The organism is Streptomyces sp. P3 (assembly GCF_003032475.1).
Classification (GTDB): domain Bacteria; phylum Actinomycetota; class Actinomycetes; order Streptomycetales; family Streptomycetaceae; genus Streptomyces.
The window spans coordinates 5945217-5961571 of the sequence record NZ_CP028369.1 but is presented as its reverse complement, the minus strand read 5'-3'; the positions used below and the strand labels follow the sequence as shown (position 1 = coordinate 5961571).

At 73.2% G+C, this 16355-nt stretch carries 15 protein-coding genes; 5 read left to right on the top strand and 10 right to left on the bottom strand.

Features of this window, described 5'->3' with window-relative positions; genetic code table 11:
- Positions 1 to 117: 117 nt before the first annotated feature.
- Positions 118 to 618, bottom strand: a complete 501-nt coding sequence (locus C6376_RS26355) for a hypothetical protein (RefSeq protein ID WP_107445706.1) — start codon at positions 616 to 618, stop codon at positions 118 to 120.
- Positions 615 to 3104 carry a molybdopterin oxidoreductase family protein gene (locus C6376_RS26350; RefSeq protein WP_107445705.1) on the bottom strand — a complete coding sequence of 830 codons (2490 nt, stop codon included), beginning with the start codon at positions 3102 to 3104 and terminating at the stop codon, positions 615 to 617. The genes C6376_RS26355 and C6376_RS26350 overlap by 4 nt, the downstream gene beginning before the upstream one ends.
- 277 nt (positions 3105 to 3381) lie before the next feature.
- Between C6376_RS26350 and C6376_RS26345 the strand changes: the two genes are divergently transcribed.
- The 3 genes from C6376_RS26345 (at position 3382) to C6376_RS26335 (ending at position 5000) form a co-directional block, all read left to right on the top strand.
- A complete protein-coding gene (locus C6376_RS26345; protein ID WP_107445704.1) occupies positions 3382 to 3564 on the top strand; it encodes a hypothetical protein in 183 nt (60 codons plus the stop codon).
- Positions 3565 to 3785: 221 nt separating this feature from the next.
- Positions 3786 to 4196: a hypothetical protein gene (locus C6376_RS26340; protein WP_107445703.1), complete on the top strand. Its 411-nt coding sequence runs from the start codon at positions 3786 to 3788 to the stop codon at positions 4194 to 4196.
- Between the two features lie 84 nt (positions 4197 to 4280).
- Complete coding sequence (locus C6376_RS26335; protein ID WP_107445702.1) at positions 4281 to 5000, top strand: DUF6766 family protein; 720 nt, start codon at positions 4281 to 4283, stop codon at positions 4998 to 5000.
- 9 nt (positions 5001 to 5009) lie between these two features.
- Here C6376_RS26335 and C6376_RS26330 read toward each other — a convergent pair whose 3' ends face one another.
- Positions 5010 to 5450: a hypothetical protein gene (locus tag C6376_RS26330; RefSeq protein WP_107445701.1), complete on the bottom strand. Its 441-nt coding sequence runs from the start codon at positions 5448 to 5450 to the stop codon at positions 5010 to 5012.
- Between the two features lie 246 nt (positions 5451 to 5696).
- Here C6376_RS26330 and C6376_RS26325 point away from each other — a divergent pair, with 246 nt between their 5' ends.
- Positions 5697 to 6182 (top strand): cation:proton antiporter regulatory subunit, encoded by a 486-nt coding sequence (locus C6376_RS26325; protein ID WP_254076050.1) that lies wholly within the window; start codon positions 5697 to 5699, stop codon positions 6180 to 6182.
- 26 nt (positions 6183 to 6208) lie between these two features.
- Here C6376_RS26325 and C6376_RS26320 read toward each other — a convergent pair whose 3' ends face one another.
- The 6 genes from C6376_RS26320 to C6376_RS26295 form a co-directional block, all read right to left on the bottom strand.
- On the bottom strand, positions 6209 to 7288 hold the full coding sequence (locus C6376_RS26320; RefSeq protein ID WP_107445700.1) for a CdaR family transcriptional regulator: 1080 nt from the start codon (positions 7286 to 7288) through the stop codon (positions 6209 to 6211).
- Between the two features lie 101 nt (positions 7289 to 7389).
- The gene (locus C6376_RS26315; RefSeq protein WP_254076049.1) at positions 7390 to 8640 is read right to left on the bottom strand and encodes a cation:proton antiporter; all 1251 of its coding nucleotides are present in this window, start codon (positions 8638 to 8640) and stop codon (positions 7390 to 7392) included.
- A gap of 598 nt (positions 8641 to 9238) precedes the next feature.
- Positions 9239 to 9526, bottom strand: coding sequence for a DUF3040 domain-containing protein (locus C6376_RS26310; RefSeq protein WP_107445699.1), 288 nt, complete (start codon positions 9524 to 9526; stop codon positions 9239 to 9241).
- A 162-nt stretch (positions 9527 to 9688) separates the two neighbouring features.
- The gene (locus C6376_RS26305; protein WP_107445698.1) at positions 9689 to 10333 is read right to left on the bottom strand and encodes a ScbR family autoregulator-binding transcription factor; all 645 of its coding nucleotides are present in this window, start codon (positions 10331 to 10333) and stop codon (positions 9689 to 9691) included.
- Positions 10334 to 10500: 167 nt separating this feature from the next.
- On the bottom strand, positions 10501 to 11736 hold the full coding sequence (locus C6376_RS26300) for a cytochrome P450 (RefSeq protein WP_107445697.1): 1236 nt from the start codon (positions 11734 to 11736) through the stop codon (positions 10501 to 10503).
- A gap of 376 nt (positions 11737 to 12112) precedes the next feature.
- Positions 12113 to 12796, bottom strand: coding sequence for a ScbR family autoregulator-binding transcription factor (locus C6376_RS26295; protein ID WP_107445696.1), 684 nt, complete (start codon positions 12794 to 12796; stop codon positions 12113 to 12115).
- A 339-nt stretch (positions 12797 to 13135) separates the two neighbouring features.
- Between C6376_RS26295 and C6376_RS26290 the strand changes: the two genes are divergently transcribed.
- A complete protein-coding gene (locus C6376_RS26290; RefSeq protein WP_107445695.1) occupies positions 13136 to 15031 on the top strand; it encodes an acyl-CoA dehydrogenase in 1896 nt (631 codons plus the stop codon).
- 31 nt (positions 15032 to 15062) lie between these two features.
- Here C6376_RS26290 and C6376_RS26285 read toward each other — a convergent pair whose 3' ends face one another.
- Positions 15063 to 16169 (bottom strand): NAD(P)/FAD-dependent oxidoreductase, encoded by a 1107-nt coding sequence (locus C6376_RS26285; protein WP_107445694.1) that lies wholly within the window; start codon positions 16167 to 16169, stop codon positions 15063 to 15065.
- Between the last annotated feature and the right edge of the window lie 186 nt (positions 16170 to 16355).

Below are 16355 nucleotides of genomic sequence, written 5' to 3'. Positions count from 1 at the left end.
CACGCCCCTCGCGCCCCTCACAGCCGACGCCGCCGGGTTCGCCGCGGTCGCCCGGAGCCGCGGGGCCCGGCGTCCCACGGGCGCGGGCAGGATCGGCGTCATGGGCTGACATCGACGTCACGGACAGGTGAGGACCTGTGGCGAGAGGTTCTTGATCAGGGTGTTGGTCCACCGCATCTGGCGCAGCGTCTGCGGGTGACACGAGGAGACGACGGCGAGCAGCTCGTCGTCCTTCGTGGCCTGTGCGGCCTGCGCCAGCATCTCCCAGTACAGGGAGTTCTCCGCGGCGCTCAGATGCAGTTCCCGCAGATCACGCAGGAGCAGCAGCCCGGGCTCGGGGCGGCGGCCCACCGCCTCGGCGGTCTTCTCCCGGAGCGTCGACAGCACACCGGTCGCACCGGTCGCGGGAGCCCCGGGCGATCCGTCGAGGTCGAGGCCGTGGGCGCGGGCGGCCTCGGCCAGGGAGGCGACATGGGCCCGGGACCAGGCGGCGAGGTCGCGGGCCACATGGTGGACCTCGTGCTCGGTGCGGTGGCGTTCGGCGACGGCGATCAGCTGACCGGCGAGGTGTCGCTCGCCGTGGTGCAGCGCGCGCAGGGTGAAAGCGATGCCGTTCACGGTGCCTCCTGCGCTCGGCGGTCCCGGGCAGGGACGGACGACTCGGTGACGAGGGCGGTCGGGCCGCCGACCGTGGCCGGCGCGGCGTCGGCGCGGGAGGGCGCCGACGCCGTGGTGGTCGGTGCGGGGGCGACGCGTCCGTCCCCGCGTTCCACGAGCCGCAGCGCCGCAGCGGCGGTCTTGAACAGCGGCTGCTTGGAGGCGGGGTCCCAGTCGGTGACGGTCGTCTCGTTGGCGGCGCGTCCCGGCATGCCGCCGCCCGGCCCGTGTCCGCCCTCGGTGTCCCAGTAGCCGTAGTGGAAAGGCAGGAAGAGCAGTCCGGGGCGGATGTCGGTCACGCGCAGCCGCCCCCGCACGGCGCCGCGGCGGGTGCCGACCTCGACCAGGTCGCCCTCGTGGAGCCCGAGGGCGGCGGCGTCGGACGCGGAGGCCTCCACCCACACGTCGGGGGCGGCGGCGTTCAGCTGGGGCGCCCGCGCGGTCTTGGTGCGGGTGTGGAAGTGGTAGAGGGTGCGGCCGGTGGTCAGCTGGAAGGGATGGTCCTCGTCGGGTGCCTCGTGCGGCGGCAGGTAGTCGGCCGCCCTGATCACGGCCTTGCCGTCCGGGTTGAGGGAGCGGTACTCGACGACGTCGTCGGCGGCGCCCGTCACCAGGTCCTTGCCGTAGCTCTCGCAGACGTCGGGATGCGCCCAGGCGACGCCGTCGGCGTAGAGGCGCGGCGTGCCGTCGGGGGCCTGTTCGTTGCACGGCCACTGGACGCCGCTCGCGCCGCGCAGTTTGGCGTAGGTGAGGCCGGTGTAGTCGCACGGCCGCCCCGCGCTGCAGCGTTTCCACGCCTCGAAGGCGGACTCCGGGTCGTGCCAGGTGATCAGCGGGCCGCCGTCCTTGTCGCGGAAGTCCATGCGGGCGGCGTAGTCGAGGAAGACGTCGAGGTCGGGCCTGGCCTCGCCGGGCGGTTCGACCGCCTTCTCCGACAGGTGCACGGTGCGGTCGGCGTTGGTGGCCGTGCCGGTCTTCTCGCCCCACGTCGCGGCGGGCAGCACCACGTCGGCCAGCCGGGCGGTCTCGGTGAGGAACAGGTCCTGCACCACCACGAACAGACGCTCCTGCTGCAGGATCGAGCGCACCCGGGCCAGCTCGGGCAGTGACACCGCCGGGTTGGTGCCGCTGATCCACAGCATGCGGATCGAGCCCTGCTCGGCGTACCGGAACATCTGCATCGCATGGGTGGGCGGGGTGTGGTGCGGGATGGTGGAGGGCTCGACGTTCCACACCCGGGCGAGGTCGGCGACGTGGTCGTCGTTCTGCCAGTTGCGAAAGCCCGGCAGGTCGCCGTCGGCGCCGCACTCGCGGGTGTTCTGCGCGGTGGGCTGCCCGTTCATCTGCAGCACGCCGGCGCCCGGCCGGCCGAGCATGCCGCGGACCAGGTGCAGGTTGTTGATCTGCACGGCGGCGGCGGTGGCCTGGTGGGACTGGTAGACGCCCTGCAGGACCGTGGACAGGAGCCGGTCGGCCGCGCCGAGGAGGTCGGCGGCCGCACGGATCGACGCGGCCGGCACGTCGCAGATCCGCGCCGCCCACTCGGGAGTGCACTCCTCGACCCGGGACGCCAGCTCCTCGAAGCCGACGGTGTGCGTACGGACGTAGTCGTGGTCGACGCGGCCGGCGCGGATGATCTCGTGCAGGAGCGCGTTCAGCAGCGCCACGTTGGTGCCGACGCGCGGGGCGAGGTGGACGGCCGCCCTGCGTGCCACCCGGGTGGGACGCGGGTCGACGCACACCAGGCGGGGCGGGTCACCGCCCTCCAGCCGGTCGAGGATGCGCATCCACTGCACGGGCTGCGTCTCGGCGATGTTGTGCCCGAACAGCGCGATCACGTCCGCGTGGTCGATGTCGTCGTAGCTGCCGGGCTGTCCGTCGCAGCCGAAGGACTCCTTCAGCGCCTCGCCGGCGGTGGCCGTGCACAGGCGGGTGTTGCCGTCCAGGTGGCTCGTGCCGATGCCGGCCCGGGCCAGCACCGCGAGGGTGTAGTACTCCTCCAGGTACAGCTGCCCCGAGGTGTAGAAGCCGATCGATCCGGGGCCGCGCCGAGTCAGCAGCTCGCGCGAGCGGGAGGTGACGCGCTCCATCGCGGTGTCCCAGTCGCACTCCACCAGACGTCCGTCCTCGCGGACCAACGGCCTGGTCAGGCGGCCGGAGGAGGAGTTCGCCTGCCAGCCGAAGGCGTCCTTCGGACCGAGGCGTCCGCGGTTGACGCGGTCGTCCACCCGGCCGCGCACCCCGGCCGTGCGCCCGTCGACGACGGCGATGTCCATGGCGTCGCCGTCGGAGTGCAGGATCGAGGCGGCCCGCACCCAGCGCTGCACCTGCTCCGGTGCGACGCCCGCCTCGAGGTGGGTGTCCACGCGGGCGGGCCAGGACGCGTGCCGGTCGTACGGGGTGCGGCTGCCCCACGGTCGGGCGATCCGGTCGACCGATGAGTCCATGCCAACCTCCAGACGCCGTGGTTCGGCGCGCTCACGCCGCCCGTCTCCCGGTACCCCTCGACTCGATCACGTAACGCCGACGCCGGCACGGCGACCGGGGCAGGCGGGCGGCGGTGGCCCCTGTTCCCGGCGTTGCGGCCGCTGCGGCGCTCCCGCGCCGATCGCTTGCGGACGTTTCCCGCCGAGCGGTGGGGAAACTCGGTGACGGATACGCACCAAAAGGCATGAACCTGTCCGGAACGTAACGGACCGGACGAAGAAGGAAGATGACGGGAAGATGACCGCCGTACCTGTGGAGACCGAGAAGACCCTCGCCGTACGCCGACCGGAGACGGGCTGGGCGACGGCACGCCGGCTGCGCGGGCAGCGCATCCGCACCTGTGTCCGCGCGACGATCGACGGCGACGTGGGCCGCAGCCGCCGGGGGAACGACTGGAACGTGGTGCGGGGTGTCGACTGACCACCCGTCACCGGCCCCCGGCTCCTCGCCCTCCCGGTCTGCCCGCCGCGTCCGCGCGGCGGGCAGGCGCCCTCCCGCACCGCCCGTGGTCGCCCCGGTCGACGCGCCCCCCGTCACCGGCCCGGTCACCGGTTCGCACGATGGGCCGGCCGGCCGAAGGCGCGGTGCCGCGGCCGCCTCACCGGGGAACGCTGCGGTGTACTGCCCAGGGAGGTGAGCGCATGGCCGCACGAGGGTACGGCGTCGCGCTGGCCGTGGTGCTGGCCGTCTGCGTGGTCAGCGGGTGCGGTGCGGTGGCGGAACGGCAGGACGACGTCCGGGACGCTGCGGCACGGTTCCAGTCGGCGCTGCGCGACGACGCCTACGACCGCGCCTGTGCGCTGCTCGCGCCGGAGACCGAGCAGGAGCTGGAACAGTCCGCCGCGCTTCCGTGCCCGAAGGCGCTGGGCCAGGAGTCGTTGCCGGCCGGCGGCGCGGTGCGGCACACGGACGTCTACGGCAACCAGGCGCGGGCCGTGCTCGCCTCGGACACCCTGTTCCTCTCCCGCTTCACCGGCGGCTGGAAGATCGTGGCCGCGGGGTGCGAGCCGCGACCGGGCCGGCCCTACCAGTGCACGGTCAAGGGCGGGTGAGCACATGCGCGTCATGTTCGTCCTGGTCGTCGCGATCATCGCGGTCGGCCTCGTCTATCTCGCGGTGTTGGGACTGATGCACCGATGACCGGCCGCACCTCCGGCGCCGGGCCCCGACAGCGCCGGGGCCTGCGGGGCTTCGTGCACGACAACGGGCTCGGGCTGTTCTTCCTCGGCGCGTTCCTGCTGAGCCTGATCGGCCAGGCGATCGCGGGGCACGCCGACTTCAACGACCAGATGGCCGTGGAGGGACTCCAGCAGGTCTCACTCGGCGCGTACGTCACCTCGTCCGACTTCGCCGTGGACGTCTCGGAGAACTGGCAGTCGGAGTACCTGCAGTTCTTCCTCTACGTCGGGGCCACGGTATGGCTCCTGCAACGCGGTTCGCCGGAGTCCAAGGAGCTGCACAAGGCCGGTGCCGAGTCGGACGAGGACCAGATGGTCGGCGCGTACGCCAAGGACGGCTCGCCGCGCTGGGCCAGGAGCCGCGGCTGGCGGCGCGCGCTGTACTCGCACTCCCTGCTGCTGGTCATGGGGACGATCTTCGTGCTGTCCTGGCTGGTCCAGTCGATCACCGGCATGGCCGCCTCCAACGAGCAGCGACTGCGGCAACTGCAGGCGCCCCTGAGCTGGTCGGACTACCTGGGCGCGGCGGAGTTCTGGAACCGCACCCTGCAGAACTGGCAGTCCGAGCTGCTCGCGGTCGCCTCCATGGCGGTGCTCTCCATCTACCTGCGGCAACGCGGCTCCCCGGAGTCGAAGCCGGTCGGAGCGGCCCACGACGCCACCGGTGTGGAGGGCTGAGCGAGCGGATCAGCGGACGTGCGGCTCGTCCTCCGGGTCCGGGCCGGTCGGGACCGCGGACGCGAGACGACGGTAGGCGGCCCGGGCATGGCCGATCCGGGCGGCCGCCGTGCCGACGAGGGTCGCGGCGCACAGACAGCTGAGCCAGAAGGTGTCACGGTGGCCGGTCCAGGTGAGGGTCCCGGCAGGCGGAACGGCGAAGCCGTTGAGGGTCAGCCAGCACAGCAGGGCCGTGCCGGGTGCCGCCGTGAAGCGGGCGCACAGTCCCAGCAGGCCGGCCAGCAGGGACAGCGCGGCCAGTGCGAGCCCGGGCCGGTCGGAGCCCACGAGCATGTTGTGCACCGTCACCAGCGTCAGCGCGCCGACGCAGGCGGTGGCCCACACCAGTGGAGTCGCGACGGGCTGGGGTACGGGCCTGGTGCCCTGTCTGAGGGACACCCACTCGATCATTCTCCACGCCTCCTTCCGGCCCCCGTGCCGAAGGGACGCCGGGCCGGGAGCGCCGGCCCCACGGCAGTGTGGTCCTGAACACGAAGTCTCCCACCCCGTCGCCGGGGCGCACGAGCCCGGCTTCGGTCACCCGCCGGGCACGGCCCGGTGCCGTGACCGCGAAGGCGAGCCGGTGAACTCTCCGGTCACGGCACTAGGGTGGACCGACAACGTTCGCAGCACGCTCGATCCGGACTGGGGGCAGTCGTGGGGGCTCCGCGCCTGAGCAGTACGCCGTTGCCGGGCATCGGCGTCCGCTATGACCTGACCACACGGGAGCAGCGTCGCGTCTCGGTGGTCGCGCACCGCGACGGAGCGCGGACGCTGAACGCCTACCAGGAGGACGATCCGGACGCCTGCGCGCTGTCGGTGCGGCTGACCTCCGGGGAGGCGGCGGCGCTCATCGACGCGATGACGCCGACGCACCACAGTCCCAGCCTGCTGTCGACCACCGAGCTGGGTCTGGTGGCGGAGCGCGTCGAGCTGACGGCCACATCGCACTGGAACGGGCGGCTGCTCGGGGAGACCCGCATGCGGACCGAGACCGGTGTCTCGATCGTGGCCGTGCTGCGCCGCGCCGAGGCCATCCCGTCGCCGACTCCCCGGTTCCGGCTGACCGGCGGGGACACCCTCATCGTGATCGGCACCCGGGAGGGCGTGGACGCGGCCGCCGCGATCCTCGAACGGGAGTGACCCCCCTGCCCTCCCGCGCGGCGCCCTCAGGCAGGCCCGTCGGTCGGATGCAGGCGTCTGGCCGGCCAGTCGAGCAGACGGGCGCCGATGACCGCGGTCTGCAGCGTGTACCGGTGGCCGGGGTCGGCCGGGTCGGCGCCGGTCAGTTGGTGGACGCGCTCCAGCCGGTAGGTGAGGGCACGCACACTCAGCGAGAGCTGCCGGGCGGCGGCCGCCGCCACGCAGCCGGAGTCGAAGTACGCCGTCAGGGTCGTGAGCAGCGGCTGCGCACCGCCGCGGGCCCGTTCGAGCGGCCCGAGGACGCTGTGGACGAGATCGACCAGGGCCTGCCTGTCCCGGGCGAGGACGGGGAAGACGAGCAGGTCGGCGGCGCGCAGCAGCGGCTCGTCCAGGCCCATGCGCTGGGCCACCTCGAGGGCGTTGAGCGCTTCCTGGTAGCTGTGGCCGATGCCGACCGGCCCCGGTCTGGGTCTGCCGACGGCGACCTGGACCTGCCCCACGGCTGCGGCGTGGGCCTGCTCGGCGAAGTGTGTGAGGACCTCGTCCTGGCCGCCCGGGGCGATGCACACCATCCGGCCGTGCTTGGTGGTGAACAGGATGCGGCGGTCCTCGAAGCGGCCGAACAGCTCGCCCGCCACCCGGCGCGGTACGGGGTCCGTCTCGTCGAACTCGGCGGGTCCCCCGGCCACCGCGACCGCGTGGGCGCGGGACAGGCGCAGGCCGAACCGCTCGGAGCGCGCGGCGAGTTGGCCCGGGTCCCCGCGCCCGTGCAGCAGGTCGTCGATGAACTCGCGGCGGGCGGCCTCCTCCTTGCGGATCACGAGGCGCTGCGCGCTCTCGTAGCCGTCGGCGAAGGCGTCCAGGGCCTGTTCGACGACGGTGAGGACACCGGCCGGGTCGGCCCCCCGCGGCCAGCCCTCCCGGCCGGCGGCGAGGTGGGCCCTTACGAGGCTGCGCCAGTCGTGTCCGCCTTCGGCGGCCCGGGCGCCGTGTGCCCGCCGGGACTGGATCTCCTCGCGGGTCAGACGGCGGCCGGTGGCGGCCGCGTCCGCGAGCATGCGCTGGAAGCCGTCCAGGAACTGCTCGGACGTGCTGCGGTCGGTCATGGCCTCCCCGTTCGGCTCGGACGCTCGCCCACGGATTATCTCCCCTTCCCGAAGGGGCGCCGACGTCCGGGCGTCGTAACCGCGCCGCGGCACGTTGTTCCTCAACGGCTCGCGGGCACGGCCCCGGCGCCTCCCGCGGTCCCGGCGGATTCCACGGCGTCGACCGCGCCCACGGCCTCGGCCGCCCCCGCCGGTGCCACGCGTACCGCGGTGAGACGGTTGGCGAGGGGCTCGGTCCAGCGGGCGGCGAGCGGCCCGAGGATGACCAGGATCAGCACGTACGCGGTCGCCAGCGGTCCGATGCGCGGTTCGACGCCGACCGCGAGCCCGGCGATGACGATGGAGAACTCACCGCGCGCGACCAGGGTTCCGCCCGCCCTCCACCGGCCCTTGACCGAGATCCGGGCGCGTCGTGCCGCCCAGTATCCGGTGGCGATCTTCGTCAGGGTGGTGACGGTGGCCAGAGCCAGGGCGGGGAAGAGGACGGGCGGGATGGCCGCGGGGTCGGTGTGCAGTCCGAAGAAGACGAAGAAGACCGCGGCGAACAGGTCCCGCAGCGGGGTGAGAAGACTGCTGGCGCCCTCGGCCACCTCGCCGGACAGGGCGATGCCGACCAGGAAGGCGCCGACGGCCGCGGAGACCTGGAGGCGCTGTGCGATGCCGGCGACCACCAGGGTCAGGCCGAGGACGACGAGCAGCAGCATCTCGGCGCTGTCGGAGGAGACCGCGCGGCTGATCAGCCGGCCGTGCCGCAACGCCACGTACAGGACCGCCCCCACGGTGCCCAGGGCGATCAGCAGGGTGAGCGCGCCGCCCGCGAGGCTCACGCCGGCGAGCAGGGCGGTGAGGATCGGCAGGTAGACGGCCATGGAGAGGTCCTCCATGACCAGGATGCCGAGGACGACCGGGGTTTCCCGGTTACCCAGCCGGCGCAGGTCTCCGAGGACCTTGGCGATCACGCCGGAGGAGGAGATCCAGGTGACGCCGGCCAGCGCCACCGCGGCCACCGGACCCCAGCCGAGCAGCAGGGCCGCGGCCGCGCCGGGCACGGCGTTGAGCACGAAGTCGACCGCGCCGGAGGGGTATTGGGTCTTCAGGCTGGTGACGAGTTCGGAGGCGCTGTACTCCAGGCCGAGCAGGAGCAGCAGGAGGATGACCCCTATCTCGGCGCCGGTGGCGATGAACTCCGCACTCGCCTCCAGGGGCAGCATGCCGCCCTGGCCGAAGGCGAGCCCGGCGAGCAGGTAGAGGGGTATGGGCGAGAAGCCCACCCGTCCCGCCAGGCGTCCCAGCAGGCCCAGGGCGAGGATGATCGCCCCGAGTTCGATGAGCAGGGCGGTGGTGTCGTGCACGGGCGTCTTCCTCCGTCGGTCGGGATCGGTGGTGGCGCGTCGGTCGAGGTCGGCGGGGTGCGTCTGTGCTTTCGCGGAGCCGGCGGTGTCGCCCCCGCGCGGGCGCCGGGGTGCGGGGGCGGGGCGGACCGCCGTACGTGTGTGGAACGCGGACTTTCCCGAGCGGCCGGTCGCTGCCCGGGGTACCGCACGGAGCAGGCGGGCTGACGCCGCGGGCGGCAGAGCCGTTCGTTCCCCGGACACCGACCGGGGCGGCCGACGAGCGGGACCGAGGCGCGGTCCGCCGGATCGGCCCGGGGCGTGCCGGCGGCAGCGGGGTCGCGTGCGCGGCAGTACCGGCCGCAGGGGCGGGGCTCCCACCGTGCGGGGGGGAGCTACGCGTCAGCGCTGCGGGGAGTCGCTCGGGCCGGTACCGCCGATATCCGGAACGCGGTCGCGGGCGGCGTTGTCGACGCGCACGGGGATGACTCGACCCATGGCACGCCCTCCCTCACGTCGGTGACCGGACCGCCGGCCGTCGCTCCACGGCTGAGCGCGTCGACGCCCGGCGAAACGTAAGTACTCGGTAAAGATTATCAGCGCAGGCGGGCTCTCCGTCTCACCGGAGAGGAAGGTGACGGCGGCCCCCTCGCGCCCGGTGCGCGTCGAGAAGCTGCACGCCGATGCCGGTGACGACCAGCCCCGCCGCGATCAGCAGTCCGTGCGACAGGAGGACGCCGCCGGTCAGCCCGGCCAGGCCCGCCGCCAGCGTCCAGCGGGCCCAGGTGCGGCGGTACTCGCGGGGCCGGGCGGGGCGTCCGGTGCGCGGCGCCCGGGCGAAGCGGGGGCCGTCATGCTCGAGGCGCGCCGCGAGCGCGACGAGAGGCTCTTCTTCGGACTGCGGCACGGGCGCTCCTCTCCTGGCAGCGGACACGAAGGCCCAACTGCCTTATGTCCGGGAGGGACAGGCGCACAAACGCCGTCGTCCACGCCTGTGAAGCCCACGCGCCGACGGCCACACCGCACTGGGAGGCCGGCCACCCGTCACCCGAGTCGACAACCCTGCGGGTCAATACACCTGGTCGCCCTGCTGTTCCACCGGTGTCTGCGGTCCCTTGGACGTCGAGGCGTGCCCGGGTGGGGCCGCCAGCCGGGGCAGGACGAAGGTCCACAGCTGCGTCACGCGTTCCACCGAGAGCACCTCGCGGTCCGCCGCCCCCATCACCTCGAAGCCCGCGGTCGCGGCAACGATCACGGTCGTCGCGACGTCGGCGGGGACGTCCCGCGCGAGCTCCCCGTCGCGCTGCGCCTGTACGACGAGCTCCTGCACCCACGCCTGCCACCAGCGCAGCAGCCGCGTACCGTCCTTGCGCGAGGGATCACCGCTGAGCCGGAACCCCGCCCGGATCACGGGGTCGGCGACCACCGCGAGCAGCAGTGCGCAGGCCGTGTGCACGAGGGACTGCAGCAGCGTGTCGGCCCGGCTGCGGCATCGTTCGGCGAGGCGCTGCGCGCCGTCCGCCGCCGCCCTCTCCACCTCCGCCGCCAGGTCGTGCTTGCTGGCGAAGTGGAAGTGCAGGGCGCCGTTGCTCACCCCCGCCCGTTCGCTGATGGCCGGAAGGGACGCCCCGGCGTACCCCTCGGCGGCGAACACCTCGGCCGCCGCCCGGACAAGGGCCCGGCGGGTGCGGACCGCCCGTGCCTGCTTGACCATCAGGTCTTCCTCCCCAGCCTGCGCGGACGGCGGAGAGCCGCGTCCCGCGTCCGGCGGAACGGGGAGAGCATCCCATCGCGACCGTGCCGAAGTAAACCGCGTGTGCGGTATCTTCGGTCCGTGCTCCCCGGCCCTCGGTCTTCGACGGCGCAGGCACGATGTCCGGTTCAGGCCTGGACGGGAACGAGCCGGACGGGAAGCGACCGGTAACTGTTCATCAGGAAACTGGGCAACGGCAGGAGTTCCTCCGGCGCACAGGCGAGTTCCATGCGGGGGAAGCGCTCGAAGAGCGCGGCGAAGGCGCTCTCCGCCTCCACTCCGGCCAACGGCGCCCCCAGGCAGCGGTGCGGCCCGTGGCCGAAGCCGAGGCCGTCACGGTCCTTGCGCAGCACGTCGAACCGCTCGGCGTGCGGCCCGTAGCGTTCCGGATCCCGGCCCCCCGCCGCGAAGTTGACGAGGATGGCCTCGCCCCTGCGGATCAGCACGCCGTCCAGATCGATGTCCTCGACGGCGAACCTCATGGGCGAGTAGGCCCCGGGGGTGTGCACCCGCATCGTCTCGGCAGCGACGTCCTGCCAGGTCGCCCGGCCGGCCCTGACGTGTTCCAGCTGCTCGGGCGACCGCAGCAGCGCGCCGACCGCGTTGGTGATCAGGGCGGCCGTGGTGTCCTGCCCTCCGGCGATCATGAGGAACAGGGTGCCCAGGAGTTCCTCCTCGGTGAGCCGGTCCTCCTGGTCACGTGCCTGGATCAGCAGCGACGTGAGGTCGTCGCCCGGCTCGGCCCGCTTGGCCTTCACCAGGTCCGACAGCCGGACGAAGGCCTCCAGCCGGGCCGCCTCGATCTCCCGGCCGCTGATCGTCGTGCCGAACACCGTGTGCAGGGCCGCGCACAGGGCGTCGGTGGCCTCGCCCTGTGGCACCCCGAACAGTTCGCAGATCACCCGCATCGGCAGCAGTTCCGCGAACGCGGCCCGCAGGTCCACCGGCTCCCTGGGCCGGCTCGCCGCGAGCCCGTCGACGAGCTCTGCCGCGATCTGTGCCACTCGTGTCCGCATCGCCTCCGAACGCCGCGCGGTGAACGCTCCCGCCACCAGCCTGCGCAGCCGGGTGTGCGAGTCGCCGTAGGCGAACAGCATGTTCTCGTTGATCACCCAGGGGTACAGCGGCCACTCCTCACTGATGCGCCCCTCGATCAGCTCCGGCCAGTGCCGGCGCGCGTCCTTCGACACCCGGGGATCGGTCAGCAGCCGCTCCACCTCGCGCTGACGCAGCACCGCCCACGCGACCACTCCCCCCGGCAACTCCACCCGCACGGCGGGGCCTTGGGCCCTGAGCATGGCTGCCTCGCCCGCGAGATCGCGCCCCGTCACGTCCAGGGCGTAGGGGCAGGCTGTCGTATCCATCGTCGAACTCCCGGGGTCGGTCCAGCAGGGTCGGCATGCGCACCGGTCGGGAGGCAGGGGGTCGCCCGCCTCTCAGCCGAGGACGCGGAACCACGCCCCCGGACAACCGTTGGTGCCCGACCCCTCCCCCTGTCGCCCCACCCTCAACCACCGACCCACACGCGCCCGACGACCCGCACGCGCCTCACGACCCGGACACCCCTGCCGACCCGCACGTGCCCGCCGACTCGCAGGCACCTGCCGCCTCACGCCGACCGCCGGAAACCACCCGTGCCCGGTCGCCGGTCCCACACGCCGCCGGACGGGCCGGGGCCGCCGGTCGCTCGGCGACCCGCGTGCGCCGTCGCACAGCCCCCTGCGGACGAGGCCGCGGCGGTCATCCGGCGGCCCGCGGCTGTCCCGTCGGCCAACTGGCCTTCACGGCCTCCTCGTACACCCTGGCGCCCCGGTCGGCGGCGGTGTCCAGCTGCAACAGCACGGCGGGCACCGCGACCCCGGCCAGCAGATGCCGCTGAAGGTCCGCCACCCGCTCCGGCAGGTCCGCGTGCCCCGTCATGATCTTGGACAGCACCTGGACCCCGGTGAACGCGCCCACGAACATCCGCGCGGCGGCGGCCACATCGACATGCGGCAGCAGCTCGCCGCGCTCCTTCGCCCGCCCCAGCAGGTCCGCGTTGTGCGCGATCCACCCGCTCATCGGCGCGCGCCGGTCCAGCCCGTCCGTCGGCGCCCCCTGGTCCACGGTCAGTCTGATGCTTCCCTGGACCAACGGATCGCCCACCGACAGCAGATGGGCCAGGACGAAGGCCTCGTCCAGCCCCTGCTGCAGCAGCAACTCCCTTGCGGGCACGGCCGGGACGGTCTCCAGCTGGCCGGCCAGCACGGCCTGCGCCAGCTCTTCCTTGGAGGAGAAGTGGAAGTAGAGCGCCCCCTTGGTCACGCCGGCCCGGGCGAGGATCTCCGCGATCGTCGCGGCCTCGTACCCCACCTCGGCGAACACCGCCGCGGCCGCGACGAGGACGGCCCGCCTCGTCCGGACGGCCCGTTCCTGCAGCGCCACGCCCCACCTCCGAGGTAGCTCCGGCGAATCCGGCTCGAAAATATACCGACAGGTCTGACTCCTGCCACCTCGCCGCTCACGTCCACCGACACCGCGGCCACCGGCCCATCGGAGGTTGGCCGCGGCGTGCGGCACCGCAACGCCCGGACCTCGGCGGTGAGTTCGCCATATCCGCTCCAGGCGCGCTCCTGCGGCCCGGGAACCCCTCAAAACACGCCACCGACGACCGGCCGGATTGCCGGTTTCCGACTTGATGAGAAAACCGGTAGGTCCGTATCTTTTGGCGGACGGCGCAACCAGACGTACCGGTGTGCGAATCCGCGACAACGGGGAGTGGTCATGGCCCTTCTGGCATTCCACGGCGCGGAGCGCCCCGCCGGACCGGACCGCAGCGGTCCCCGCCCCTTCGCGGACACGGCCGAGGGCGAGGCGCGGGACGACGCGGCGACCGTCCGCGAGCTGACCCGGCTGCTCTTCGACCAGGACGGCGAACGGGAACGCGTCCACGCCCCGTGGCGCCGCCTCATAGCCCGGGACGACTTCCGTCACCGGCCGGGTCTCACTCCCGAGGAGCGGGCCGCGCAGTCCTACACCTGGCTGCGTCTGGTCAACGACCTGCTGGCCGACCCCGCGTCGCTCGCGACCGACCCGGCCCTCCTCACGGCGCTGCACGAGTGGGCCGCCATCGTGGACGGCGGCGGCGGCCTCACCACCGTCGCCAGCATCCACTACAACCTCTTCCTCGGCAGCCTCCTCGACCACGACGCCGAGCCCTCGAGGGACCTGACCGAGTTCACCGCGCTGCGACGCACCGGAACGTTCCTGTGCACCGAGGTCGACCACGGCAACGACGCCTTCGCGCTGGAGACCACCGCCCGTCTCGACCCCGCGACGGGCGGGTTCCTCCTGCACACCCCCCACCCCGGCGCCGCCAAGTTCATGCCCAACACCAGCACGCTGGGCGGCCCCAAGAGCGCCGTCGTGGCGGCCCGCCTGCTCGTCGGCGACCGGGACCACGGCGTGTTCCTCTTCCTGACCCCGCTCACCGACCACGACGGACCGCTTCCCCACGTCACCGTCACACCCCTCCCGCTGCGTCCGAACGCCCCCGTCGACCACTGCCTCACCTCCTTCGACCACCTGCCCCTGCCGCGCCGGGCCCTTCTTCAGGGCGAGCACGGGCGACTGGGTCCCGACGGCGTCCTCACCAGCAGCCTCGGCAACCGCCGCAAACGCTTCCTCACCTCGATCTCCCGGGTCACCGTCGGCAAGCTGTGCATGAGCGCCGCGGCCGTCGGAGCCTCACGCGCGGCGCTCGCCATCGCCGTCCGCTACGGCGACCACCGGCACGTCAGCGGAGCCCGGCCCGGTCAGCGGCTGCCCATCAACACCCACCGCACCCACCACAGCCGACTGCTCCAGGGCGTCGCGACCACCTACGCGATGACGTTCCTGCACCGCTCGCTCACCGCGCGGTGGAGCAGCCCCGACGCCTCGGACCGTGCCGGTCTCGAACGCCTCGTCGCGCTCGCCAAGGCCTGGATCACCTGGGAGGCACGCACCATCGCGCTGGAGGCACGGGAGCGCTGCGGCGCGCAGGGACTTCTCCCCGCGAACCACCTCGCAGGCTTCTCCGAGTACATCGAGGGGACCATCACGGCGGAGGGCGACAACCTCCTCGTCACCACCAAGGCGGCCGCGGAACTGCTCCACCACCCGCCGTCCCCGCCCGTCCCGGACGCCGGGCCGCCCGTCCTCACCAATCCCCACCACCTGCGCAACCTGCTCGCCCGCACCGAGCACGCCTTCCACGAGCAGGCACACCGAGCCCTGCGCCAGGGCCCCTCGCACGACCCGCAGGCCCGCTGGAACACGGCATCCGCTCCCGCGCTGCAGAAGGCTCAGGCCCACATCAGGCTGCAGGCCGCGGACGCCCTCCTGGCCACCTCGGCCCGCACGGCCCATGAACCGGCCCGCCGCCTCCTCACCGAGGTCACCGCCCTCTACCTGCTCACCCACCTCACCCCGCACACCGGCCTGCTCCTCGCCGACGGCCACATCACCCCGCGCCACGTGCACGAGCTCCCGGCCGCCGTCGATGCCCTCACCCACAGCCTCCAGCCCCATCTCGCCTCCCTGACCCGGGCCTTCGACCACCCGCCCGAGTACCTGGACGCCCTGCCCCTCATACGGCAGCCCGGGCCGCCGCCGGGTGACGCGGACGGCGACACGTAGCGAGACCGGGGGCGGCGTCGGCGGACGGCCGTCAGGTGGCGGTGTAGCCGAGCTGGCGGCGCATGTACGGGGTCATGAGGGTCTTCGCCTTGGCCAGGACGGAGGTGCGGCCGCCGAGCACCGCGCTCTCGCCGCCCGGCACGGGCAGCAACGTCAGCCCGTCGGTCGGACCGAAGGGCACGATCAGCGGCGTGCGCTGGAGCGGCCGGTAGAGGCGCGGCTCCCTGCGATGCCTGCCGGGACTCTGCAGGTAGCCGCGGATGTTGTGGGCTGCGAGGTCGGCCTGGGCCAGCGCGGCGGGGGTGATCTTGAGTTCGGTCGCGTCGTTGACGTCGCCGACGGCGAACACGTCCGGCCACCCCTCGACCCGGAGCCGGCGGTCGACCCTGACGTGTCCGGCCGGGTTCAGCCAGTCGCCGAGCCCGGCCAGACGCAGCCACAGTGTGTTGGGCGTGGTGCCGGTCGCCCAGAAGGAGAGGTCGGCTTCGAGAACTCCGCCGTGCCCGTCGCGGTAGGTGCCGAAGTCGTTGCCGCGGGACATGAACGAGTCCAGCCGGACCTCGACGTCGTGGGACTCCAGCCAGGCCTGCGCCTTGCGGCCGGCCCGCTCGCTGCCCGTGGAGTGCAGCAGCGCGGGACCGGAGTGCGCGAGAGTGACCCGGGCGTCCGGCCGGGCCAGGCGTATCTCGGCGCTGAGCTCGACGCCGGAGGGACCGCCGCCCACCACGAGGACGTGGTCGGCGGCGGCGACGTCGCGCTGGTGACCGGCGAACGTCTTGAGGGTCTCCTCGGCGGTGGTCCCGGTGAAGCGGGCCGGTTCGGGGTAGTCGGCGCCGGTGGCGATCACCACCACGTCGTAGGGCAGCCGCTCGCCGGTGGCCAGGACGACGTGGCGTTCGGCGGTGTCGATGCGGACCGCCTTGCCGACGACCATCCGGCCGTCGCGCAGCAGCCGGTCGTACGGGATGAACGGGGTGACCGACCACTCCGGACGCACACCGGCGCGGAGGGAGGCGATACGGTGGAAGAACACGTCCTTGCGGTCGACCAGCGTGACCCGGGCCGTCGCGTCCAGCCGTTTCGCCAGGCGGACGCCCGCATAGCCGCCGCCGATCACCACTACGTCGCCGTCGCGCACGCGAGTCTCCTGAGCATGGGGGGATACGAGCGGCACGGCGTGGGGGCGGCCCGCCCGGACTGCCGACGAGCGTAGCGCTTGAAACCTAAAGTTCACGGCGGCAGTTGTGCACGTTCCGTGAAGCCGAGGGCACAGCGGATACGACCGTGGCTCGAGGGGCGGGCCACCCCTCGAGCCACGGTCGTG

Bases quoted from the DNA above. Each gene is read 5' to 3' on its own strand.
- C6376_RS26350 (WP_107445705.1), bottom strand. From the start codon at position 3,104: ATGGACTCATCGGTCGACCGGATCGCCCGACCGTGGGGCAGCCGCACC.
- C6376_RS26345 (WP_107445704.1), top strand. From the start codon at position 3,382: ATGACCGCCGTACCTGTGGAGACCGAGAAGACCCTCGCCGTACGCCGA.
- C6376_RS26340 (WP_107445703.1), top strand. From the start codon at position 3,786: ATGGCCGCACGAGGGTACGGCGTCGCGCTGGCCGTGGTGCTGGCCGTC.
- C6376_RS26335 (WP_107445702.1), top strand. From the start codon at position 4,281: ATGACCGGCCGCACCTCCGGCGCCGGGCCCCGACAGCGCCGGGGCCTG.
- C6376_RS26330 (WP_107445701.1), bottom strand. From the start codon at position 5,450: ATGATCGAGTGGGTGTCCCTCAGACAGGGCACCAGGCCCGTACCCCAG.
- C6376_RS26320 (WP_107445700.1), bottom strand. From the start codon at position 7,288: ATGACCGACCGCAGCACGTCCGAGCAGTTCCTGGACGGCTTCCAGCGC.
- C6376_RS26305 (WP_107445698.1), bottom strand. From the start codon at position 10,333: ATGGTCAAGCAGGCACGGGCGGTCCGCACCCGCCGGGCCCTTGTCCGG.
- C6376_RS26300 (WP_107445697.1), bottom strand. From the start codon at position 11,736: ATGGATACGACAGCCTGCCCCTACGCCCTGGACGTGACGGGGCGCGAT.
- C6376_RS26290 (WP_107445695.1), top strand. From the start codon at position 13,136: ATGGCCCTTCTGGCATTCCACGGCGCGGAGCGCCCCGCCGGACCGGAC.